23 protein-coding genes are annotated in these 22,264 nt (G+C 61.6%); 18 read left to right on the top strand and 5 right to left on the bottom strand.

Translation table 11 applies throughout. The annotated features are described in order from the left end of the window. Positions 1-47: 47 nt before the first annotated feature. The 6 genes from ACFWEM_RS16850 to ACFWEM_RS16825 all read left to right on the top strand — a co-directional run bounded on the left by ACFWEM_RS16850 (position 48) and on the right by ACFWEM_RS16825 (position 5,160). A complete protein-coding gene (locus ACFWEM_RS16850; protein ID WP_378535208.1) occupies positions 48-1,025 on the top strand; it encodes a Zn-ribbon domain-containing OB-fold protein in 978 nt (325 codons plus the stop codon). 10 nt (positions 1,026-1,035) lie between these two features. Then, positions 1,036-2,106 carry a thiolase domain-containing protein gene (locus ACFWEM_RS16845; protein ID WP_317551508.1) on the top strand — a complete coding sequence of 357 codons (1,071 nt, stop codon included), beginning with the start codon at positions 1,036-1,038 and terminating at the stop codon, positions 2,104-2,106. Further along, entirely contained in the window at positions 2,106-3,287 is a 1,182-nt protein-coding gene (locus tag ACFWEM_RS16840; RefSeq protein WP_378535206.1) for a thiolase domain-containing protein, read from the top strand. Before ACFWEM_RS16845 ends, ACFWEM_RS16840 begins: the two co-directional genes overlap by 1 nt. A 35-nt stretch (positions 3,288-3,322) precedes the next feature. Further along, a complete protein-coding gene (locus tag ACFWEM_RS16835; RefSeq protein ID WP_378535204.1) occupies positions 3,323-4,186 on the top strand; it encodes a TIGR03619 family F420-dependent LLM class oxidoreductase in 864 nt (287 codons plus the stop codon). Positions 4,187-4,195: 9 nt separating this feature from the next. Continuing rightward, positions 4,196-4,606 carry a nuclear transport factor 2 family protein gene (locus ACFWEM_RS16830; RefSeq protein ID WP_378535202.1) on the top strand — a complete coding sequence of 137 codons (411 nt, stop codon included), beginning with the start codon at positions 4,196-4,198 and terminating at the stop codon, positions 4,604-4,606. Between the two features lie 173 nt (positions 4,607-4,779). Then, entirely contained in the window at positions 4,780-5,160 is a 381-nt protein-coding gene (locus ACFWEM_RS16825) for a VOC family protein (RefSeq protein WP_378535200.1), read from the top strand. Between the two features lie 194 nt (positions 5,161-5,354). Here the strand turns inward: ACFWEM_RS16825 and ACFWEM_RS16820 are convergent, their stop codons facing one another. Next, positions 5,355-6,605, bottom strand: a complete 1,251-nt coding sequence (locus ACFWEM_RS16820; protein WP_003945573.1) for a cytochrome P450 — start codon at positions 6,603-6,605, stop codon at positions 5,355-5,357. Between the two features lie 174 nt (positions 6,606-6,779). Between ACFWEM_RS16820 and ACFWEM_RS16815 the strand changes: the two genes are divergently transcribed. From ACFWEM_RS16815 to ACFWEM_RS16800, 4 genes are all read left to right on the top strand, one after another. Beyond that, entirely contained in the window at positions 6,780-7,943 is a 1,164-nt protein-coding gene (locus ACFWEM_RS16815; protein ID WP_095970996.1) for a steroid 3-ketoacyl-CoA thiolase, read from the top strand. A 1-nt stretch (position 7,944) separates the two neighbouring features. Beyond that, a complete protein-coding gene (locus ACFWEM_RS16810; RefSeq protein ID WP_378535198.1) occupies positions 7,945-8,433 on the top strand; it encodes a nitroreductase family deazaflavin-dependent oxidoreductase in 489 nt (162 codons plus the stop codon). Positions 8,434-8,490: 57 nt separating this feature from the next. Then, complete coding sequence (locus ACFWEM_RS16805) at positions 8,491-8,904, top strand: DNA-binding protein (protein ID WP_378448949.1); 414 nt, start codon at positions 8,491-8,493, stop codon at positions 8,902-8,904. Positions 8,905-8,998: 94 nt separating this feature from the next. Next, positions 8,999-9,670: a GNAT family N-acetyltransferase gene (locus ACFWEM_RS16800; protein WP_378535196.1), complete on the top strand. Its 672-nt coding sequence runs from the start codon at positions 8,999-9,001 to the stop codon at positions 9,668-9,670. A gap of 67 nt (positions 9,671-9,737) precedes the next feature. Here ACFWEM_RS16800 and ACFWEM_RS16795 read toward each other — a convergent pair whose 3' ends face one another. Beyond that, on the bottom strand, positions 9,738-10,652 hold the full coding sequence (locus tag ACFWEM_RS16795) for an SDR family oxidoreductase (protein ID WP_378535194.1): 915 nt from the start codon (positions 10,650-10,652) through the stop codon (positions 9,738-9,740). Between the two features lie 102 nt (positions 10,653-10,754). Here ACFWEM_RS16795 and echA20 point away from each other — a divergent pair, with 102 nt between their 5' ends. Genes echA20 through ACFWEM_RS16775 form a run of 4 tightly spaced genes read left to right on the top strand, consistent with a single transcriptional unit; the run spans position 10,755 to position 14,257 of the window. Beyond that, positions 10,755-11,531: a (7aS)-7a-methyl-1,5-dioxo-2,3,5,6,7,7a-hexahydro-1H-indene-carboxyl-CoA hydrolase gene (gene echA20 / locus ACFWEM_RS16790; RefSeq protein ID WP_003945611.1), complete on the top strand. Its 777-nt coding sequence runs from the start codon at positions 10,755-10,757 to the stop codon at positions 11,529-11,531. A gap of 7 nt (positions 11,532-11,538) precedes the next feature. After that, on the top strand, positions 11,539-12,447 hold the full coding sequence (ipdA, locus tag ACFWEM_RS16785) for a cholesterol ring-cleaving hydrolase subunit IpdA (RefSeq protein ID WP_378535192.1): 909 nt from the start codon (positions 11,539-11,541) through the stop codon (positions 12,445-12,447). After that, positions 12,444-13,199 carry a CoA-transferase subunit beta gene (locus tag ACFWEM_RS16780; protein WP_019746968.1) on the top strand — a complete coding sequence of 252 codons (756 nt, stop codon included), beginning with the start codon at positions 12,444-12,446 and terminating at the stop codon, positions 13,197-13,199. Before ipdA ends, ACFWEM_RS16780 begins: the two co-directional genes overlap by 4 nt. After that, positions 13,196-14,257 carry an NAD(P)H-dependent flavin oxidoreductase gene (locus ACFWEM_RS16775; protein WP_378535189.1) on the top strand — a complete coding sequence of 354 codons (1,062 nt, stop codon included), beginning with the start codon at positions 13,196-13,198 and terminating at the stop codon, positions 14,255-14,257. The genes ACFWEM_RS16780 and ACFWEM_RS16775 overlap by 4 nt, the downstream gene beginning before the upstream one ends. 78 nt (positions 14,258-14,335) lie before the next feature. On the opposite strand, the gene ACFWEM_RS16770 is transcribed toward ACFWEM_RS16775, so the two are convergent. Then, on the bottom strand, positions 14,336-15,019 hold the full coding sequence (locus tag ACFWEM_RS16770) for an IclR family transcriptional regulator (RefSeq protein ID WP_378535187.1): 684 nt from the start codon (positions 15,017-15,019) through the stop codon (positions 14,336-14,338). 286 nt (positions 15,020-15,305) lie between these two features. Between ACFWEM_RS16770 and ACFWEM_RS16765 the strand changes: the two genes are divergently transcribed. After that, complete coding sequence (locus ACFWEM_RS16765) at positions 15,306-16,070, top strand: SDR family NAD(P)-dependent oxidoreductase (protein WP_378535184.1); 765 nt, start codon at positions 15,306-15,308, stop codon at positions 16,068-16,070. 83 nt (positions 16,071-16,153) lie between these two features. Next, positions 16,154-17,308, top strand: coding sequence for a Rieske 2Fe-2S domain-containing protein (locus ACFWEM_RS16760; RefSeq protein WP_378535182.1), 1,155 nt, complete (start codon positions 16,154-16,156; stop codon positions 17,306-17,308). Positions 17,309-17,554: 246 nt separating this feature from the next. On the opposite strand, the gene ACFWEM_RS16755 is transcribed toward ACFWEM_RS16760, so the two are convergent. Next, a complete protein-coding gene (locus ACFWEM_RS16755) occupies positions 17,555-18,760 on the bottom strand; it encodes a winged helix-turn-helix domain-containing protein (protein WP_378535179.1) in 1,206 nt (401 codons plus the stop codon). Between the two features lie 34 nt (positions 18,761-18,794). Next, positions 18,795-20,057: a TetR/AcrR family transcriptional regulator gene (locus tag ACFWEM_RS16750; protein WP_378535177.1), complete on the bottom strand. Its 1,263-nt coding sequence runs from the start codon at positions 20,055-20,057 to the stop codon at positions 18,795-18,797. Between the two features lie 538 nt (positions 20,058-20,595). On the opposite strand from ACFWEM_RS16750, the gene ACFWEM_RS16745 reads away from it, so the two are divergent. Next, positions 20,596-21,405 (top strand): MlaE family ABC transporter permease, encoded by an 810-nt coding sequence (locus tag ACFWEM_RS16745; protein ID WP_378535174.1) that lies wholly within the window; start codon positions 20,596-20,598, stop codon positions 21,403-21,405. Then, complete coding sequence (locus ACFWEM_RS16740) at positions 21,405-22,262, top strand: ABC transporter permease (protein WP_095970985.1); 858 nt, start codon at positions 21,405-21,407, stop codon at positions 22,260-22,262. The genes ACFWEM_RS16745 and ACFWEM_RS16740 overlap by 1 nt, the downstream gene beginning before the upstream one ends. Positions 22,263-22,264 lie beyond the last annotated feature (2 nt).

Raw genomic sequence — 22,264 nt, 5'->3', positions numbered from 1 at the left:
AGAAGTGACTCTTGCCACAATCTCTAGAACCTGTTCTACTCGATCTTGTGACCATCGGAAAGAGCGGGGTGGCCGACAAGCCCCTGAGCGCACCATTGAATCTCCATTTCGACTACACCAGATCGACGGGACCGACCATCGGCGCGTTCGTGACTGCCCTGCGTGATCGCAAGGTAATCGGCGCCCGTGGGTCGAACGGTCGTGTCTTCGTGCCGCCACCGGAATTCGATCCGGACACGGCCGAACCACTGACCGACTTCGTCGGGGTCTCCGACGGCGGAACGGTCGTGAGTTGGACGTGGATGCCCGAACCCATCGAGGGGCAACCCCTGACGAAACCCTTCGCGTGGGCCCTGATCAAGCTCGACGGCGCGGACACGTCCATGCTCCACGCAGTCGACGTCGACTCCCCCGACGACATCAGCACCGGCCTGCGGGTCCGTGCTCGCTGGGCGTCGGAGCGGATCGGGCAGATCAAGGACATCGAGTGCTTCGAACCAGGTGAGAGCGAAAATGGAATCGCGACAGTCGATTCCAACGCCGATCCTGTCACCATGATCACGACCCCCGTCGACCTGCACTTCATGCATTCCGCTTCGGCCGAGGAGAGTTTCTACCTCCGTGGTCTCGCAGAGGGCAAGCTGATCGGTGGTCGCAGCGGACCCGAGGACAAGATCTACATCCCTCCGCGCGGCGCCAATCCCACCAACGGGAAGCCGACGAGCGAGCAGATCGAACTGCCGGACAAGGGAATTGTCACCACCTTCTGCATCGTCAACGTCCCGTTCCTCGGGCAGCGGATCAAACCTCCCTACGTTGCCGCCTACGTGCTCCTCGACGGGGCCGACATTCCGTTCCTGCACCTGATCCTCGAATGTGATGCCGCGGACGTACGGATGGGCATGCGGGTCGAAGCCAAGTGGAAGCCTCGCGAAGAGTGGGGTTACACCCTCGAGAACATCGAATACTTCCGGCCGACAGGTGAACCCGACGCCGAGTACTCCACCTTCCAACACCACCTGTGAGGCTCCTGAAATGACTTCTGCAGACATCGCAGTCGTGGGCTTTGCTCAGGCACCCCACGTCCGCGAAACCAACGGCACCACCAACGGCGTCGAGATGCTCGTCCCGTGCTTCCAGCAGCTCTACAGCGATCTGGGAATCACCAAGTCCGACATCGGCTTCTGGTGCTCCGGATCTTCCGACTACCTGGCCGGACGTGCGTTCTCCTTCATCTCGGCCATCGACTCCATCGGAGCGGTACCGCCGATCAACGAATCTCACGTCGAGATGGACGCCGCGTGGGCGTTCTACGAAGCGTGGATCAAGATCTTGACCGGCGAGGTCGAGACTGCGTTGGTGTACGGCTTCGGCAAATCCTCCGCCGGGCACCTGCGCAAGATCCTGTCCATGCAGCTCGATCCGTACCTCGTCACGCCGCTGTGGCCCGACTCCGTCTCGATCGCCGGACTTCAAGCCCGGCTCGGACTCGACGCGGGCAAGTGGACGCAAGAGGACATGGCGGAGGTTGCCGCTCGCAGCCGTCGCCACGCGCTGAGCAATCCGAAGGCTCAGCTCGCAGGCGAGGTCGACATCGAGGCCCTGCTTGCAAGTCCATTCCTTGCAGATCCGTTGCGCGCACACGATTGTGCGCCCATCACCGACGGCGCGGCAGCAATCGTCCTGGCCTCGGGCACCCGTGCGCGAGACCTGTGCGAGCGGCCGGCGTGGATCACCGGACTCGAGCATCGCATCGACTCGCCCAACCTGGGTGCACGTGACCTGACGACGTCGCCGTCCACTACGTCGGCAGCCAAGGCGGCAACGGGCGGCGAGGTCGGCAACATCGACGTCGCCGAACTGCATGCCCCGTTCACTCACCAGGAATTGATCCTGAAGGAAGCGATCGGCCTGACCGACGCCACCACGATCAACCCGTCCGGCGGTCCGCTCAGCGGCAACCCGCTGTTCGCCGGTGGTCTGGAACGAATCGGCCACGCCGCCAAGGCAATCTTCGACGGTCAGGCGAATCGCGCGCTGGCTCATGCAACAAGCGGCCCTGTGCTGCAGCAGAACCTGGTAGCAGTCTTGGAGGGACGAAACTGATGGCCGGAACGCCTCAACTCGCGGCCGTGCTCGGCACCGGCCAAACTCACTACGTCGCAAAGCGTCACGACGTCTCGATGGCGGGCATGGTCCGAGAAGCCATCGACGCCGCCATGGTCGACGCCAACGTCGGCTGGGACGACATCGACGCCGTGGTGATCGGAAAGGCCCCCGACTTGTTCGAGGGTTCGATGATGCCGGAACTCGCCATGTCGGATGCCCTGGGCGCCAACGGAAAGCCGTTGCTGCGTGTTCACACTGCCGGCTCGGTAGGCGGTTCGACGGCCATCGTTGCCTCCAGCCTTGTCAAATCCGGTGTCCACAAGCGGGTTCTGACGGTTTCCTGGGAGAAGCAGTCCGAGTCGAACGCGATGTGGGCCCTGTCCGTACCGGTTCCGTTCAATATGCCCGTCGGCGCCGGTGCCGGTGGATACTTCGCCCCGCACGTCCGTTCGTACATTCGTCGATCGAACGCACCGGAGCACATCGGCTACCTCGTCGCGGTGAAGGATCGGCTCAACGGCAGCCTCAATCCTTATGCGCATCTGCGACAGCCGGACATCACTTTCGAATCGGTGCAGGCATCTCAGATGCTCTGGGACCCGATCCGCTACGACGAAACCTGCCCGTCCTCGGACGGCGCTTGCGCGCTGGTGATCGGCAACGAAGAAGCCGCCGCACAGGTGGAGGCCGAGGGTCGTTCCGTCGCCTGGATCCACGCGACAGCCATGCGCACCGAGCCGACGTTCTACGCCGGACGCGATCAGGTCAATCCGCAGGCCGGACGCGATGCCGCGGCCGCGCTGTGGAAGTCCGCGGGAATCACCGATCCGCTGAACGAGATCGACTGCGCCGAAATCTATGTCCCCTTCTCGTGGTTCGAGCCGATGTGGCTCGAGAACCTCGGCTTCGCGGAGGAAGGCCAGGGCTGGAAACTGACCGAGGCCGGCGAAACCGCGATCGGCGGAAAGCTCCCGGTCAATGCCTCTGGCGGTGTTCTCTCCTCCAACCCGATCGGCGCCTCGGGCATGATCCGTTTCGCCGAGTCCGCGATGCAGGTCATGCGACGCGCCGGTGACCACCAGGTGGCCGACGCTCGCAAGGCTCTCGGCCATGCGTACGGCGGTGGCTCGCAGTACTTCTCGATGTGGGTCGTCGGTTCCGAACGTCCCACCACGTAACAGCAGCAAACACGCCGATCAGGAAGAGGCCGAAGATGAAGTACACCGTCGGGGTTGCCATGAACCCCTTGGACCAGTTAGCCGGCATTGCTAAAACTGCCGAGGAATGCGGCTTTTCGTCGATCGCTCTCCCCGATTCACTGTTCTTCATGGAAACGCAGGCGGCGGATTACCCGTACACCCCGGACGGGTCTCGGATGTGGAATGCCGAGACCCCCTGGGTCGATCCGCTGATCGCCGCGGCCGCAATGGGCGCGGTGACCGAGAAGATCGAGTTCTACACCCAGGTACTCAAGCTCGGTAGCCGCAATCCGGTCCTGCTCGCGCGGCAGGTCGGATCGGTAGCTGCACTGACGAACAACCGCTTCGGCTTCGGCGTCGGAATCGGTTGGGCTCCGGAAGAGTTCGAGTGGTGCGGCGCGCCGTACAAGCGTCGCGGCGCCCGCGTGGACGAGATGATCGACGTCCTCAAACTGATTCTCGGCGGCGGCATGGTCGAGTATCACGGCGAGTTCTTCGATTTCGATCGCCTGCAGATGAGTCCGGCTCCCACCAAGCCGGTTCCGTTCTACGTCGGCGGCCACACCGAGGTCGCACTCAAACGTGCTGCGCGCGTGAGCGACGGTTGGACGTCGGCAATGATCAAGTTCGACGATCTTGTCGGTGTCATCGCCCGACTGCGTGAACTGCGCGCCGAGTACGGACGCGAGAACGAGCCGTTCGAAATCCAGACGGTATGCATCGACCGTTTCGGCAAGGACGGTTACGCAGAGCTCGAAGATGCCGGCGTCACGGACATCATCACCGTGCCTTGGGTTTTCGACGGAATCGGATTCGATGCCCCACTGGAGGCAAAGCAGGATTCGATGCGCAAATTCGCCGAGCAGTACATCAACTGAGGAGCCGCGATGAGTGACGAACACCCCGCCCGCGTCGCGGGTAACGCTTCGCGCGCCGCAGCGAGTGGCAAGAACAAGGAAGCCTGGCTGGACCTCTTCGCCGAGGACGGTTGGGTGGAGGATCCGGTCGGGCCGTCGGGCTTCGATCCCGAAGGCAAAGGGCATCACGGGCGCGAAGCGATCTCCAAGTTCTACGACATGACGATCGCGAACGCGGACAAGCTCGAATTTCTGATCGACGATTCCCTGGTGTGCGGCAACGAGAACGTCAACATCGGCAAGATCCGGACCACCATCGGCGGCTCGATCATCGACGCCGAAGGCGTGTTCGTCTACCGGGTGAACGACGCCGGCCAGATCGCGTCGCTTCGAGCATTCTGGGAAGTGGATCGTGCGATGAAGACGGCACGCAAAGCCTGAGAACCCACAGTACGAGCGCGGCCCCGGTCATCGACCGGGGCCGCGCTCGTCGTATTCGAATAAGCCTGTCGTACTTGCACCGCGAACCTCGAAATGGTTTCCTGGTTCCCAACGTCGCGTGTCGATGACGGACTGCGTCAGGCATGGAGGCGTCGTACTGCAAGGGGTCACTCATGACCATTTCGTTCAATCACACCATCATCGCCGCAAAAGACCGACAAGAGTCGGCGTGGTTCTTCACTCACATGTTCGGTCTACCGGGCCCTGTCGAGGCCGGCTACTTTCTCGGCGTCGAACTCGAGCACGGCGTGACGCTGGATTTCGCACAGGTGGAAGAGGGCGCCGAGGTGCCGTCTCAGCACTACGCCTTCCTCGTCTCCGAAGACGACTTCGACGGCATCTACCAGCGCATACAAGCCTTGAAGCTTGATCACTGGGCCGATCCGCGCCAGTCGAGTACCGGCTTCAACACCAACGACGGTGGGCGTGGGGTCTACTTCCTCGACCCGTCGGGCCACTTCCTCGAAGCGATCACCAAACCATACGGCGGCTGAATTGGTGATTGAACTACAAACGGCGGCGCCTACGGGAGATGAGGGATCCCGCAGACGCCGCCGCAGTTCCAGGTTGCCAGCTAGTGGCCCCCCGGAACGTCTACTGTAGTTCTGCGTGTTCGAGGTTGCAGAGGCAACTCCCGAAAAGCTACACAGAACCTACTCGCCGGTTATCAGGTAAGTATATGTCCGGATCAGTGTTTGACCGGGCATCCCGATGTCTTGTAATCAACCTGAAACTCTTTGATGCCGTTGAGCCAGCCCGAGCGCAGGCGACGCGGATCGCCGAGCCTGGTGATGTCGGGTAGGTGATCGGCGATCGCGTTGAAGATCAGATCGATTTCGAGACGAGCCAAGTTCGCGCCGATGCAGAAGTGCGCACCGGTGCCGCCGAATCCGAGGTGCGGATTGGGGTCACGCATGATGTCGAACTTCGTGGGGTTCTCGAAGACGTCTTCGTCGAAGTTGGCCGACGCGTACATCATCACGACGCGATCGCCCTTCTTGATCTTCTGTCCGCCGAGTTCGGTGTCTTCGAGCGCGGTGCGCTGGAAAGAGGTCACCGGGGTGGCCCAACGAACGATCTCGTCGGCCGCAGTCTTCGGGCGTTCCTTCTTGTACAGCTCCCACTGGTCGGGATTGTCGAGGAAGGCAACCATGCCGTGTGTGATGGCATTGCGAGTGGTCTCGTTACCCGCGACCGCAAGCAGGATCACGAAGAAGCCGAATTCCTCTGGGGAGAGCTCATTTCCGTCGATGTCAGCTTCGATGAGCTTGGTGACGATGTCATCGGCGGGACACTTCTTGCGCTGATCCGCCATCTGGTACGCGTATCCCAGGATCTCCATCGACGCTGCCTGCGGGTCGATGTCGAATTCGGGGTCGTCGTACGACGTCATCTGGTTGGACCAGTCGAAGAGCTTCATTCGATCTTCCTGCGGCACACCGAGGAGCTCGGCGATTGCCTGCAGCGGAAGTTCGGACGCGACCTGAACCACGAAGTCTCCGGCACCACCGGCAGCCGCAGTCTTGACGATCTTTTCGGCGCGCTCGGTCAGTTCTTCGCGCAGGCTGTTGATGGCTCGCGGGGTGAATCCACGCGAAACCAGCTTGCGAAGCTTGGTGTGCTCCGGAGCGTCCTTGTTGATGAGGATGAAGCGCTGCATCTCGACGTTCTCGCGCGGGATGTCGTCGGCGAAGCGAGGAATCGCAGTGTTCTCGTGGGTCGAGAAGATGTCGCTTCGCTGCGAGACCTCCTTGACCTCTTCATGACGGGTGACCACCCAGAAGCCCTCGTCCTGGAATCCGCCGATTTCCGGGGGCTGCGGATTCCACCACACGGGGGCCGTCTTCCGGAGTTCAGCGAACTCCTCGAACGGCATACGTTCCGCGTAGATGTCGGGGTCCGTGAAGTCGATTCCCTCGGGGAATGCGGGCTGTGCCACTGATGTCTCCTGCCCTAAGCCTTTTCATCACAGGGGTGATGGGGATCCGTGATGTGTAACACGTTCTACTCTCATTGAAACACAAGCCTGCTTACTAGGAAAGGAAACGTCGGCAGGTCTTGCTTCCCGCAGAGAACCTGTTCTACTTTTTCATTACAAGGAAAGGAGCCCGCTGTGGGCACACCAGTAATCGTCGAGGCCGTCCGTACACCGATCGGCAAGCGCGGAGGTTGGCTCGCCGGTCTGCACGCCGCCGAGATCCTCGGAGCTGCACAAAAGGGAGTTCTCGACCGGTCGGGAATCGACCCGTTGCTGATCGAGCAGGTGATCGGCGGCTGCGTCACCCAGGCCGGCGCTCAGTCCAACAACATCACGCGCACTGCGTGGTTGCATGCAGGTCTGCCGTGGCAGACCGGCGCCACGACCGTGGACTGCCAGTGCGGTTCGGCCCAGCAGGCGAACCATCTGATCGCCGGACTGATCGCCACCGGCGCCATCGATGCCGGCATCGCCTGCGGCATCGAAGCGATGAGCCAGGTTCCCCTCGGCGCCAACGTCGGTGACCAGGCCGGACCGCGTCGGCCGGCGACGTGGGACATCGACATGCCCAACCAGTTCGAGGCTGCAGAACGCATCGCGCGCCGACGCGGACTGACCCGCGACGACGTCGAAGCTCTCGGTGTCCGCTCGCAGGCACTGGCCAAGCAAGCTTGGGAGGAAGGGCGTTTCGACCGAGAGGTACTCGAACTCTCGGCGCCCCAGGTCGACAAGGAAGGAAACCTCACGGGCGAGACCAAGCTCGTCAATCGCGATCAGGGCCTGCGCGATACGACGGCCGAGTCCCTTGCCCGGTTGAAGCCCGTTCTCGAAGGCGGGATTCACACTGCCGGAACGTCTTCCCAGATCTCCGACGGTGCGGCCGCAGTCCTGCTCATGGACGAGGACAAGGCTCGCGCACTCGGATTGAAGCCACGCGCCCGCATCATCGCCCAGGCACTGGTCGGCTCGGAACCGGAGTTCCACCTCGACGGACCGGTACAGGCAACCAGCCGTGTTCTGGAGAAGAGCGGAATGAAGATCGGCGACCTCGACCTCTTCGAGATCAACGAAGCATTCGCGTCGGTCGCTCTGTCCTGGGCCCAGGTCCACGAACCTGACTTCGACAACGTCAACGTCAACGGTGGCGCACTCGCCCTGGGCCATCCGGTCGGCAGCACGGGCTCTCGACTGATCACCACCGCACTGCACGAACTGGAGCGTCGTAACGGCTCGACGGCTCTGATCACGATGTGCGCCGGCGGCGCGCTGGCCACCGGAACCATCATCGAGCGTATCTGAGATGACTACTCCCCCAGCCAAACCCAAGGGACTCGACGCTCCGGCGACGGTCAAGATCATCAAGTGGATGTCGAAGGCAAACGTCGCCATGTATCGCGCCACAGACGGGAGGCTGGGTAGCAAGTGGCGGGTCGGCAGCGCGTTCCCACGCGGGCTGCCGATCTGCCTGCTCACCACTACCGGTCGCAAATCCGGTGAGGAGCGAATCAGCCCGTTGCTGTTCCTCGAGGACGGCGAAGACGTGATTCTGGTGGCGTCGCAAGGCGGTCTTCCGAAGAATCCGATGTGGTACCTCAACATCAAGGCGGATCCGGTGGTGACGGTGCAGATCAAGTCTCGGATCCGCTCGATGAAAGCCCGCGTCGCAACCGAGGACGAGCGCGCTCGGCTGTGGCCGAAGTTGACGGCGATGTATCCGGATTTCGACAACTATCAGGCCTGGACGGACCGCGTCATTCCCGTCATCGTGTGCGAACCCCTGACGAACTGAACAATTTGTTTACAACAGAACGTTTACATCGGTCCGGGTTCGTGCCACCCTGGATTCATGACCGATGACCAGTTCAGACCGATCGATTCCGGCCGCGAACGCGCACATCGCGAGTACGCCGGACTCTTTCGGATCAGCGAGCGCCACGGCGCGACCCGAAGCCAGCGCGCGCGGCAATCTCATCCGGAGATGCTCGAGCCCTACGGCGCGGTGCGCGTCGTGGCTCGTCTGGCCGGCGGCACCGACACACCCGAGGTGAACGAACCCGAAGTCGACGACGCCGACGTCATGGCTGCGTTGACTCTCATTCCCAAGGCCCGAGCCGAAATGGAACAGCTGGAAGCACTGTTCCTCGGAATTGCCCGTGAACGGGGCATGACCTGGCAGGACATTGCCTTCGGACTCGGGCTCGGCAGTACTCAAGCCGCCCGCCAGCGCTACGAACGGCTCGTTCGCCGCACCGGAGGCTGAACACGTGCCATAACGGGCGAGTTGGAGCACTATTGACTCGTACGGTCCGCACGGCGTTTCGACAGAGCCTCGAACACAGCAAGGAGTCGCATATATGACGACGCATATTCAAGATCAAATCCTGGACCGACGCGAGATCACTTCCGCACTCGTGCGTGCGCTGGAGCGTCGCCACGAGGTGCTGGATGCAGTGGTCGACAGCAAGGACCATCAGGAGGCACTGACCACCGTCGCGGAACTCCTCGGCACGTCGGAAGCAAATGCCGAAGCAGTTCTGAGCCTCAAGTTCAGTGCGCTCACCAAGGCTGCACGCGATCGCATCCAGGGCGAGCTGGAGAATCTCGATGCAACTCTCGAATGGACGACGCTTGATCGCCCCGCGAGCAGTGGGCAGAACTTCAGCCTGCGTCCGTTCAGCGACAGCGCAGAAGACAAGTCGCTGTTCACGATTCGCTCGGGTGAGCAGCTCGACGAAGACGGCAAGCCGTGGAGCGAGGATCGAATCGAAGCCGAGCGCACAGGTGGCCTCCGCCGTATCGACGACGAGAGCGCTGCCTGGTTCGTCGCCGAGGACGTCTCCGGCGACAGCCCGACGAGCGTCGGCCTGGTGTTCGGCGAACTCGACGGCCAAGAGGTCAACGTCGCGATCTGGATTGCACCCGAGTCCCGCAAGAAGGGCTACGGCACCGCCTGCGTGAAGCATTCGCGGCGCGAGCTCGCAGCAGAGTTCCCCGGCACTGTTCTGGTGGTTCGGGCGCCCGCGTAGGCGGCACGCCGCCTGTGAGTGGTTGAGGAGTCCCTGCACTCCTTAACCACTCAGGGGGCCGAAGGCCCTACGCCCCGTACACCGGCGTCGGAATCTCCGCCTTCTCCAACAGCGTTGCCACGACGGGCCCGATCTCCTTCGGGTCCCAACGGTCACCCTTGTCCTCGCTCGGGCCGTGACGCCAGCCTTCCGCGACGGTGATCTTTCCGCCCTCTACCTCGAATACTCGGCCCGTGACGTCCTTGGACTCGGCGCTTCCGAGCCAGACGACCAGCGGCGAGATGTTCTCGGGAGCCATGGCGTCGAAGCCCTCTTCCGGAGCTGCCATCGCTTCTGCCATCGCCCCACCCGCACCGACGGTCATGCGCGTGCGCGCAGCAGGCGCGATCGCGTTGACACTGACTCCGTAATTCTTGAGCTCGGCGGCGGCCTGGATGGTCATCTCGGCGATGCCGGCCTTCGCCGCGGCGTAGTTGCCCTGACCGATCGAACCCTGCAGTCCTGCACCCGAACTGGTGTTGATGATGCGTGCGTCGACGGTGTTGCCTGCCTTGGCTTCGCCGCGCCAGTAGGTAGCAGCGTGACGCAAAGGCGCGAAGTGCCCCTTGAGGTGCACGCGGATCACCGCGTCCCACTCACCTTCGCTCATGCCGACGAGCATGCGGTCACGCAGGAAGCCTGCGTTGTTCACAAGCACGTCCAGACCACCGAAGGTGTCGATCGCGGTCTTGATCAGATTTTCGGCACCCGCCCAGTCGGCGACGTCGTCTCCGTTGACCACTGCCTGGCCACCCGCAGCGATGATCTCCGCGACAACCTGCTCGGCCGGACTTTCGCCGGTCGCGGAACCGTCGGCACCCGCACCGATGTCGTTGACGACGACCTTGGCGCCCTCGGCAGCAAACGCCAACGCATGCGCACGCCCGATACCTCGACCTGCCCCGGTGATGATGACTACGCGTCCGTCGACCAATCCACTCATTTTTGTCTCCTATTGCACTCTGCTCGGGCTTGTCGGCTCCGCTTGTGTGCTAACTTACCAAGCAATCGCTTGGTTTGGTACACAGACGTAAGGAATCCCGATATGGGCATCAGCACCTCTTCCGACGGAACCGGCATCACCACGGTCACCATCGACTACGCGCCGGTCAACGCAATCCCGTCCAAGGGATGGTTCGAGCTTGCCGACGCCATCCTCGACGCGGGCAAGGATCTCAACACGCACGTGGTGATCCTGCGAGCCGAGGGACGCGGATTCAACGCCGGCGTCGACATCAAGGAGATGCAGGCTACCGAGGGATTCGACGCGCTGGTCGCCGCCAACCGCGGTTGTGCCGCAGCCTTCGCCGCCGTCTACGACTGCGCTGTCCCCGTCGTCGTGGCGGTCAACGGATTCTGCGTCGGCGGCGGCATCGGACTGGTCGGCAACGCGGACGTCATCGTCGCTTCCGACGACGCGATCTTCTCCCTCCCCGAGGTCGACCGCGGCGCCCTCGGCGCTGCGACTCACCTCTCACGCCTGGTGCCGCAGCACATGATGCGCACGCTTTACTACACGGCGCAGAGCGTCGACGCACACACGCTCAAGCAGTTCGGCAGCGTCTACGACGTGGTCCCGCGCGAGAAGCTCGACGAGTGCGCTCGCGAGATCGCCGCGAAGATCGCCGCGAAGGACACCCGCATCATCCGGTGCGCCAAGGAAGCCATCAACGGCATCGACCCGGTCGACGTCAAGGGCAGCTACCGCCTCGAGCAGGGCTACACCTTCGAACTCAACCTTCTCGGTGTGTCCGACGAGCACCGCGACGAGTTCGTCGCCACCGGCAAGCCGCGCGAGAACGCAACCCAGAAGGAAGGCTGAGAAAAACATGGCTAGCAAGCGTGACAAGACGAAGTCGCTCGACGAGGTAGTCGGCGAACTCCGCAGCGGAATGACGATCGGCTTGGGCGGCTGGGGATCTCGCCGCAAGCCGATGGCCTTCGTGCGTGCGATTCTGCGTTCGGACATCACGGACCTGACCGTGGTCACCTACGGCGGACCGGATCTCGGACTGCTGTGCTCGGCCGGCAAGGTCAAGAAGGCGTACTACGGTTTCGTGTCCCTGGACTCCGCGCCGTTCTACGATCCGTGGTTTGCCAAGGCGCGCACCGCAGGTGAGATCGAAGTACGCGAGATGGACGAGGGCATGGTCAAGTGCGGCCTCGAAGCCGCTGCCGCTCGCCTGCCCTTCCTGCCGATCCGCGCAGGCCTTGGCTCGGACGTCCGCAACTTCTGGGGCGACGAACTCAAGACCGTCACCTCCCCGTACCCCGAGGCCGACGGCCGTTCCGAGACCTTGATCGCGATGCCTGCGCTCAACCTCGATGCGTCGTTCGTCCACCTCAATCTCGGTGACAAGCACGGCAATGCCGCCTACAACGGCGTCGACCCGTACTTCGACGACCTGTACTGCATGGCCGCCGAGAAGCGTTACGTCTCGGTCGAGCGCATCGTCGAGACCGAGGAACTGGTCAAATCCGTTCCACTGCAGAACCTTCTGCTCAACCGCATGATGGTCGACGCCGTCGTTGAGGCACCCAATGGTGCACACTTCACGTTGGCCGGCGAAAGCTACGGCCGCGACGAGAAGTTCCAGCGTCACTACGCCGAGGCCGCCAAGACCCCCGAGTCGTGGCAGGCGTTCGTCGACACCTTCCTCTCCGGCAGCGAAGAGGACTACCAAGCCGCAGTAAAGAAGTTTGCCGATTCATCAACGGCAGGGGAGCAGGCAAAATGAGCGAATCCACCGTCACCCGCGCAGAGTACGTAGTTCTTGCGTGCGCTGAAATCTTCTCCGGTGCAGGCGAAATCATGGCCAGCCCGATGTCGACGTCGTCCACCATCGGCGCTCGCCTGGCTCGGCTCACCACCGAACCCGACCTGCTCATCACCGACGGTGAAGCCCTCATCCTCGAGGACACTCCGGCAGTCGGAACGAAGGGCCCCATCGAAGGTTGGATGCCTTTCCGCAAGGTGTTCGACGTCGTCGCTTCCGGTCGTCGCCACGTTGTGATGGGTGCCAATCAGCTCGATCGCCACGGCAACCAGAACCTCTCCGCTTTCGGCCCGCTTCAGCAGCCGACGCGTCAGATGTTCGGTGTGCGCGGCGCCCCGGGCAATACCATCAACCATGCGACGAGCTACTTCGTCCCCAAGCACTCCAAGCGAGTGTTCGTCGACAAGGTCGACGTGGTGTGCGGTGTCGGCTACGACCAGATCGATCCCGAGAACCCCGCATACAAGTACCTGAACATCCCCCGCGTCGTCACCAACCTCGGGGTTTTCGACTTCGGTGGTCCGGGAAACACGTTCCGCGCATTGAGCCTTCACCCCGGCGTCACGGCAGAAGAGGTTGCCGAGAACACCTCGTTCGAGGTTGCCGGACTCGCCGAGGCCGGTATCACCCGTGACCCCACCGCCGAAGAACTCCACCTCATCCGCGAGACCCTCGACCCGCGCAACCTCCGGGACCGTGAGGTCTCGGCATGACCCCCACCCTGAAGACCGCGCTGACCGAACTGGTCGGCGTGGACTACCCGATCGTGCAGACGGGTATGGGCTGGGTTTCCGGTCCCGCCCTGACATCGGCAACGGCGAACGCAGGTGGTCTCGGCATTCTGGCTTCGGCCACGATGACGTACGACGAGCTCGAGCATGCGATCAAGAAGACGAAGCAGCTCACGGACAAGCCGTTCGGCGTCAACATGCGTGCCGACGCCACTGACGCCCCGCAACGCGCGGATCTGCTGATCCGTGAAGGCGTCAAGGTCGCGTCGTTTGCCTTGGCTCCCAAGAAGGAACTGATCGCCAAGCTCAAGGACCACGGCATCGTCGTCGTGCCCTCGATCGGTGCCGCGAAGCACGCGGTCAAGGTTGCATCCTGGGGCGCGGACGCCGTCATCGTCCAGGGCGGCGAAGGTGGTGGCCATACCGGTGGTGTGGCCACGACATTGCTTCTCCCCTCGGTTCTCGACGCGGTCGATATTCCGGTCATCGCCGGTGGCGGATTCTTCGACGGCCGCGGGCTGGCTGCCGCACTGGCGTACGGCGCTGCCGGTGTCGCGATGGGAACGCGATTCCTTCTCACCAGCGACTCTTCGGTGCCCGATTCCGTCAAACAGGAGTATCTCAAGCGCGGACTGACGGATACGACTGTCTCCCGCAAGGTCGACGGCATGCCTCATCGTGTGCTCAACACCGACCTGGTCAACAGCCTCGAAGGTTCCAGCTATGCAACCGGTTTGATCGCCGCGGCCAAGAATGCCACGAAGTTCAAGGCCATGACGGGCATGAAGTGGTCGACCCTCGCCAAGGACGGTCTCGCGATGAAGCGGTCGGGTGACCGCACGCTGATGCAGATCATCATGGCAGCCAACACCCCGATGTTGCTCAAGGCCGGGCTGGTCGAGGGCAACACGGAAGCCGGTGTTCTTGCTTCGGGTCAGGTTGTCGGCATGATCAACGATCTGCCCAGCTGCAAGGAACTGATCGAAAGCATCATGGAGGGTGCCGCGGGGCGTATCGACGCGCTTGCGGCTCTTCGCTGACACAGCTCTATCCGAGTGCGTCTCCCCCACTGCGCTTTACGCGTAGTGGGGGGAGGCGCACTCTTTGCGTTTGTCGGACTATCCCGTCTTCTCCTGTCCGAACCCGTCGATCACTCCGAAAAACTGGGAGATCGCCACCGCCGCCATCTGCACGGGAGCGGAGTTCCTCTTGTCTATCGTCCCGCGAATCAGCGGCCCACAGATCGAGAGACCAACCTGCAAGTGATCGAGCACCCCGATTCGCGCGCCGATACAACCCATCCCGGAATTGCAGATTCCGAACGCAACAGCTTGTTGGCGAACGTCATTGGTGTTTTGCAGCGACGCCACCGGTCTGTGCCCAGCGCTCAACAGTGATTTCCCGATGGTCGACGATTGCGCAGGGATGCGTGAGCCGACACGAGTCTGAAGGTCGGGGACCATCTGGCTCCCGATTTTCTGGATGTAGCGCACATGGTTCCCTTCCAAAACCCCAAGGTGCACAGCATGTCCAGTCACGAGATGCAGCTGCTGAAGTAGGGGCGTAACCACTCGATCCACTTTGTTTCGATACAGCGAGAGCGCGCCCAGATCTCCTAGCTTGTCGCCTATCTCGTACTCGAGTCCTTCGCGGCGTAGCCAGTTCATCCTCACGAGTTTCAGTAGCATCCGGTGCACGGACGATCGCGGAATCCCGGTTCGGCGCGCCACCTCCCCCAATGTCAGCCGAGGCGCGTCACGAAAGCAGTCCACCACCACCGACAGTCTATCGAGAGTTGACATGGGGATGGACTCTTCGGTGATCGGTCCGACCAACATCGATGTCTCCGTTCCGGTGGCCCGCCGCTTCGGCAGCCAACATTCGTTCCGCCCATCTGAGCTTCCGTGGACTCACTGCGCCAGTACGTCTCCCACGCAGCGGGAGATGCATCTGCATGGGCTTTCACCAGCATCGATACCGATGATCGGTCATGTTCGTTGAGCCCGAATCCATCCCTCGTCACAGTGATGACCGGAGCCCATCAGATCATGCGGCGCCGAGCAGAACGCTCCAAAATCAGGAGGACACATGAATGCTTCATCCCCGTCGACAGGCGTGATCATCACCGGCGGCGCATCCGGAATCGGATTGGCCTCCGCCCGCGCGCTCGCGGCGATCCGACGACCAGTCGCTCTCTGGGATATCGACGAGGCAAAAGCGGTCGATCAGGCAGCAGTGATCTCCTCCGAATTCGGCATCGACGCCATCGGAGTGGGAATCGATCTCACGAGAGCGGACGACTACGCGGCCGCATTGGCCACAACCCGTTCCTCACTTTCCTCCATCGGCGGACTTGTTCATTCCGCCGGGATTGTCGATACCGGATCCCTCGAAGGAGTGACGCTCGACGTGTGGGAGATGGGTATCAACACCCATCTACGTCCGCTCATCCTGTTGGTTCAACAGTTGATGCCTGATTTCACGGCCAATCCCGGTTCGGCAATAGTCGGAATCGCCTCGATCAACGCAACTTTGGGCAATGCAATCAACCCTGTCTACTCCGCTGCAAAGGGTGGGATGTTGTCGATGGTCCGATCGCTTGCGGACCGACTGGGCCCGGACGGCATTCGGATCAACTGCGTCTCGCCCGGACAGATTCTGACCCCTATGCTTCAGCCGACCGTAGACGCATTGGGCGACGGGGCATTCGAACGACGCATCCTCCTCGGCAGGCTCGGTCGCCCGGAGGAAATCGCACACGCTGTCCGCTTCCTGCTGTCCGACGAAGCAAGTTACATCACCGCAACGGAATTGGTTGTCGACGGCGGCAACATCTCGTCGCAACGTATGTGACTTGCCCAAAGATTTACACCCCTTCGACTGTCGTACAACGTCGCTCGGTCCAGCCCACCGGGTGCACTCATGAAAGGAAGAACATGACAATTGCGGATGTCAATGAATCGGAAGAGGTTCGCATCATCGACCAGGGAGAACCTCCCACTCGATTTGCCCGCGGATGGCACTGCCTCGGCCTCGCCAAGGACTACAGCGACGGGAACCCCCATTCCGTCGAAGCTTTCGGTACCAAACTGGTCGTCTTCTCCGACTCGCATGGCGAACTGAAGATCCTCGACGCGTACTGCCGTCACATGGGCGGCGACCTGAGTCAGGGCACGGTCAAGGGCGATTCGATCGCGTGTCCCTTCCACGACTGGAGGTGGGGAGGCAACGGTAAGTGCACCGCGATTCCTTATGCCCGACGTGTCCCCCCGCTTGCCAAGACCCGCGCTTGGACTGCGCTCGAACAAGACGGACTGCTCTTCGTCTGGCACGACCCCGAAGGCAATCCGCCTCCTGCCGAAGTCGCCATACCGATCATCAAGTCTGCGGAGCACGAGTGGACCGATTGGGTGTGGAAGTCGATAGTCATCGATACGAACTGCCGAGAAATCGTCGACAACGTCGTCGACATGGCGCATTTCTTCTACGTGCACTTCTCGTTCCCCACCTATTTCAAGAACGTCTTCGAAGGACACGTCGCCATCCAGGAGCAGAGCGGCATCAACCGCGACGACATCGTGACCTGGACCGACCCCGACGTACCGAAGTTGGTGTCGAATCTTTCGACAGCGGCCTACCACGGACCGTCGTTCATGATCGACGACTTGCGCTACATCTACGAGAACTTCACGACCGATTCTGTGCTGATCAACTGCCACTACCCGGTGAGCCCGAACAAATTCGTACTCATGTACGGCATTACCGTCCAGAAGTCCGAGGAGATGCCCGCCGAGTTCGCGGTTCAACTTGTCGACGCAATGATCGGATATATCGGCGTCGGATTCGAGCAGGACATCGAAGTGTGGAAGAACAAGACTCGCATCGACAATCCTCTGCTGTGCAGCGAGGACGGCCCGGTCTACCAACTGCGCCGTTGGTACGAACAGTTCTACGTGGACGTCGCCGCCATCACCCCGGACATGGTCGACCGCTTCGAATTCGAGTTCGACACAAGCAAGCCCACCGAAGTGTGGCACCAAGAAGTTGCGGACAACCTTGCACGCAAAGCCGCAGCAGGAGCGCCGCAATGACCATGGAGCCGCTGGACTGCGAGCGGTGCGGAACATACGTCCTCGTGGAGAAGAACAGCTGGCATCACACTTCGACCCAGTGGCGATCAGATTCGCGCACCGCATGTTTGGAGTACCGCGACGATGCTGCACCGCCGAGAATTCGATCCGGAAGTTGTTCCGCATTGAGAAATTCCATCAATCAGGCAGCGACCGACGGACGCATAACAGTTCCCGAATGACAATCGTCCTCGCGACCCTGAAGGCTCACGTCATAGCGGCGGCCAACTCCTGAGACAACGTACCTTTGTTCTCCACCTCAACGGTGTCGCAGCCCTGCCAATGCGCAGTTCTGCGAAGGAGTTCCGCTAACCGCGGCGCAGTCTCTGCGTCCGCGGTGGGTTCGGCCCATGCCGCGCGGACAAGCAGTCGAGCGTTCTGACGGTCGTTCTTGAGATCGACTCGGGCGCAGATTTTGTCGTCGATCAAGACCGGGAGCACGTAGTATCCGTGAACTCGCTTGTGCGCCGGAGTGTAGATCTCGATCCGGTAGTGAAAGTCGAAGAGCCGCAACGCTCGATCGCGTGCCCACACTACCGGGTCGAAGGGTGACAACAGCGCTTCCGCACGAATGGACCTGGGACGCTTCGCTCGCGGATCGATCCACACCTCCCTTGCCTTGCCTCGACGCTCCCAGCCGTCGACGGACACCCGGCGCACACTGCCGGCATCTTCGAGTTCCTGCAATGCCGTTCGTGCTTCTGCGCTGGGCAGACGAAAGTAGTCGGCGATGTCGTCGAGTGTGCCAAGACCATGCGCCCGCACTCCCCGCACCACCAGCTCGCGTATCGCCTCCGACCGCTCGACCCGTGCGTCGAGTATCTCGGGTGCAAGCATCTGCTCGGCCAGGCCGTAACGACGCTCGAAGCCGGCTCGACCTGCCGACACCACCTCGCCCCAACGGAACAGCGTCTCGAGGCCGACTTTCACGTCGGACCACCCCCACCACGGACCCCGTCGTGTGTTCGCTTCGTGTTCGATCTCGCTCGCCGCCATCGGACCGTTGTCGCGCAACTCCTGCCGCAACCAATCGAGGAAGACACTTCGATCGGAAGCCCATCCTCCCTTGTCGCTCAACGCCTTGGCGCGAAACTGGTCCATCCGCCAGCGGAACAGCGGCCACATGTCCACCGGTAGGAACGTAGCCTCGTGGCCCCAGTATTCGAGGTACCCCGAGCCGGGGGCGAAGGCGAGCTGATCGAGCCTGGATTTGTCGTACGCGCCCAGCCGAGCGTAAACCGGCAGGTAGTGGCTGCGTTCGAAGACATTGACCGAGTCGATCTGCAGCACCTGCAGCCGGTCCATCACGCTGACCAGATTGCGACGCGTCACCGTTGTGGGGTGCGATCTGCCGAATCCTTGAGCGGCAAGCGCTATGCGACGGGCAGCTGCCGGAGACACGACTTCGCTCATAGCGGGTCAGAGTACGCACACCCTCCGACACGTTTCAGGAGGGCGAAGTGTGACAGCCGAACAGAACTGCCGACATGAACATCTGCAGTCTGGTCGCATTTTCTGCGGCCCCGTCGAACTTCACCATGCGTCCGACATCCGGAACCAGGTTGAGCGCAGCATGAACAACGAACTTCGCCTCTACCGCCGAAAGCTCCGGACGGATTTCGCGGAGAACTCGCGCCCATTCGACCACGTAAAGCTTCTGGCGATTCTTCAGATCGCTTCGATGACTCGGCAGAAGGTTGTTCATCTCGGAAAAGTAGACCGACATCAATTCGTGCTGTGCAAACGACAACTCCACGTACATCGCCGCCAGTGCCCGGAGTACTTCTTCGTGCGACGTCGCGGAATCGAAGACCGCTGCCGTCGCCAAGTCCAAGCGATCTGCAGCTCGATAGAACACGGCGCCGAGAAGCTCGGCCTTGCTGGGAAAGTAGCGGTACATACCGGAAGCATTCAAGCCGGCGGCCGCGGCGATCTCTTCGATGCTGACGTCGTGATATCCGCGAGAGTCGAAGAGCCGCACCGCTTCCTGCAAGAGACGTTCACGTTTGTTCGTGGTCACGGTCCTAGGCAGCGAGGACTGCTCCAAGCGGCTTGCGGTGGTTGCACCCTCACCTTGATCTATCGCCAGGCACGCGTCGAGCAGAACCTGTTCCATCGCCCGCTGAGGCAGCAACAGATTATGGACGGTGATGCTGCCGATCACGCTGAACATCGCTACCACGAAAAGGGTCTCGTCCCGCGCCGTCATCGCCGGATCGGAGCGCGAAAGATTCCGGGCCACTCGACTATTGACCGCGTCGGCCTGTGCTCGAACGGATTTCCGATCGGCAGCATCGAGAAACCGACTCTCCCAACGATAGATTCCGGCCGTGCGCCGATTGCGAATTGTCGTTCGTATCACTGCAATCAGATCTTCGCGCAATCGGTCCGCATCGGTCGCTGCTGGGGCAACCGAGACGTCGTCGAGCGCACTACCGAGCGCTTCGGTCAACTCCAGTGCCGCGTGACGGAACATCGCGTACTTGTTCGGAAAGTGCCGATACAGCGCCGAACCCGAAATACCCACCGCCGACGCGATGTCATCGACACTGACAGCAGGATATCCGCGCTCACTGAACGCGATTGCCGCAGCTGCCGCGATCTGAGCCTTGCGATCCTTCGGGCGCCTCTTGACGGAGTCGGACCTCACCTGCCGAACAATCCCATTCGACGTCTGCGCGTCGACGAACTGATCGCCCAGGCTCACCATGTACCCCACTCTCCAGCCCACACGCTCGACGCACCTCTATCCGCCTGTCCATCAAACGAGAATCAGCATAAGCATGATCCCGGGAATTCATACACTTTTTTCATCACTTCGCCCGCCTGCAGCACAATCGTGGCAGTTCAAGAGCCTATCGATCGCAAGAAGAAACCGCCCCTCGGCGTTGATCGTCATGATCCCCGACCAGAATTTGCGTTAACAAAACGTTGCCTGAGGGCGCCGATGATGGGTAGGGTCACCGCTCGAAGCATCCGCTACACAACCGCGACTCAACCAGGCTGACAGATCCGGAATATTCGTAAACATACACCGGGTATGGATTCGAACAGTTCCAATACTGGCACGTCAATTGCGCGAACTCAACCAACACCGCTAGACACGCAGCGAGAATCTCGGTTCACATAATGCTTGCTTGGACACATATATGTGTGAGATGCTTCACAGGCAGTTCGCTCGACCGCCAGCGCTCGAACAGTTCGAACTCCGTGCCGAACACTGTTGATCTGCAAAGGAATTCAATTAGATGACCTACGAGCTACCAGCCGCGAAGGGCCCGGTGCGAGACGTAGCGTTACAGGGGGGCTATCTGATCGGATTCTCGGTTCAGGCACTCTTCGGCCTGTTCACGGCAATCCTCCGCAGGCGACTCTCGTTGCACGAGACTATTACTCAGACCCTGTTCATCGGTCGTGTCAGCACCGGCCCGTCGTTGCTTCTCATGATTCCGATCGGTGTTTTCATCGCCGTGTCAGTCGGTGAACTGGCCGGCCGGATCGGTGCCGGCGGATACTCCGGAGCAGTCGTGGCTTTCATCATCGTCGGTCAGGCTGCGGCGCTGGTGTGCGCGTTGATGATGGCCGGTGTCGCAGGATCGGCGATCTGCACGGATCTGGGTTCACGAAAGATCCAGGAAGAAATCGACGCGATGGAAGTGATGGGCATCGACGTGATCGAGCGCCTGGTCGCACCGAGATTGGTTGCAGCAGTGATCGTCTCCCTTGCACTCTGTTCGATGGTCACCTTCGGCGGTGTGATCGCGTGCTACCTGTACCACATCTACGTCCAGCACCTTCCGGCCGGAACGTTCATGGCAACGTTCAGTCAGTACGGGCGATCTTCCGACTTCGTCATGGCTTTGGTGAAGGCTGCGATATTCGGTCTCGCTTCGACTTTGGTCGCCACCTTCAAAGGTCTCCATGCAAAAGGCGGCCCACGCGGCGTTGCCGACGCAGTCAACGAAGCAGTCGTCATCGCTTTCGCCCTCGTCTTCATCGTGAACACGGTGTTGTCCGCGCTGTATACCGTGATCGTGCCGGCAGTCGGTGAATTCTGATGTCGCTCGTCGATCTCCGGATCCGAGCGCGGCAGGCCGGCAGACCGTTGCGGACCGCAGGCGACGGCTTGGTGTCGCTCGGTCAGCATGTCACCTTTTACATCCGCACTATCGCCTCGATCCCCTTTGCTCTCACCAAGTACCGCAAACATGTACTCGGCCAGATCAGCGAAGTCAGCTTCGGAACGAACTCGCTGTTGTCCGGCGGCGGCACTATCGGCATCGTGTTCGCGATGTCTCTTGCAGCCGCGATGATGCTGGGCGTGGAGACGCATCGCGGACTCGAACTTGTCGGGATGACCTCACTCTCCGGCATGCTTTCCGCAGTTGCCAACACACGCGAACTTGCCCCTGTTGTCGTCGCTATCGCGTTGGCCGCCAAGGTCGGGACGGGTTTCACCGCCCAGATCGGCGCAATGCGTATCTCCGACGAGATCGACGCACTGGACTCGATGGCTATCAGATCGATTCCCTTCCTCGCGGGTACGCGGGTCATCGCTGCCATGATCTGCGTCATCCCGATCTACATGATCGGACTGCTGGCCAGCTACCTCTCGACCCGACTGGTCGTCGTGTTCTTCAACGGTGCATCGGCAGGTACCTACGACTACTTCTTCCATCTGGCGATCTCGCCGCAGGACCTCCTGTACTCGGGCCTGAAGGCAGTGGTCTTCGCCGCCGTCGTCGCGCTCGTGCACTGCGCGTACGGCTATTACGCCTCGGGCGGACCGGCGGGCGTCGGGCAGGCTGCGGGCCGCGCGCTACGGACCGCCATCCTTGCGATCGGAATCCTGGACGTGCTGATGACTTTCGGCCTGTGGGGCCTCGTCCCCCAGATCCCGGGAATGGGGATCTGAGC

It is taken from the genome of Rhodococcus sp. NPDC060176, assembly GCF_042728675.1.
In the GTDB taxonomy this organism is placed as follows: Bacteria; Actinomycetota; Actinomycetes; order Mycobacteriales; family Mycobacteriaceae; genus Rhodococcus_F.
This window is presented reverse-complemented; position numbering and strand designations above follow the sequence as displayed.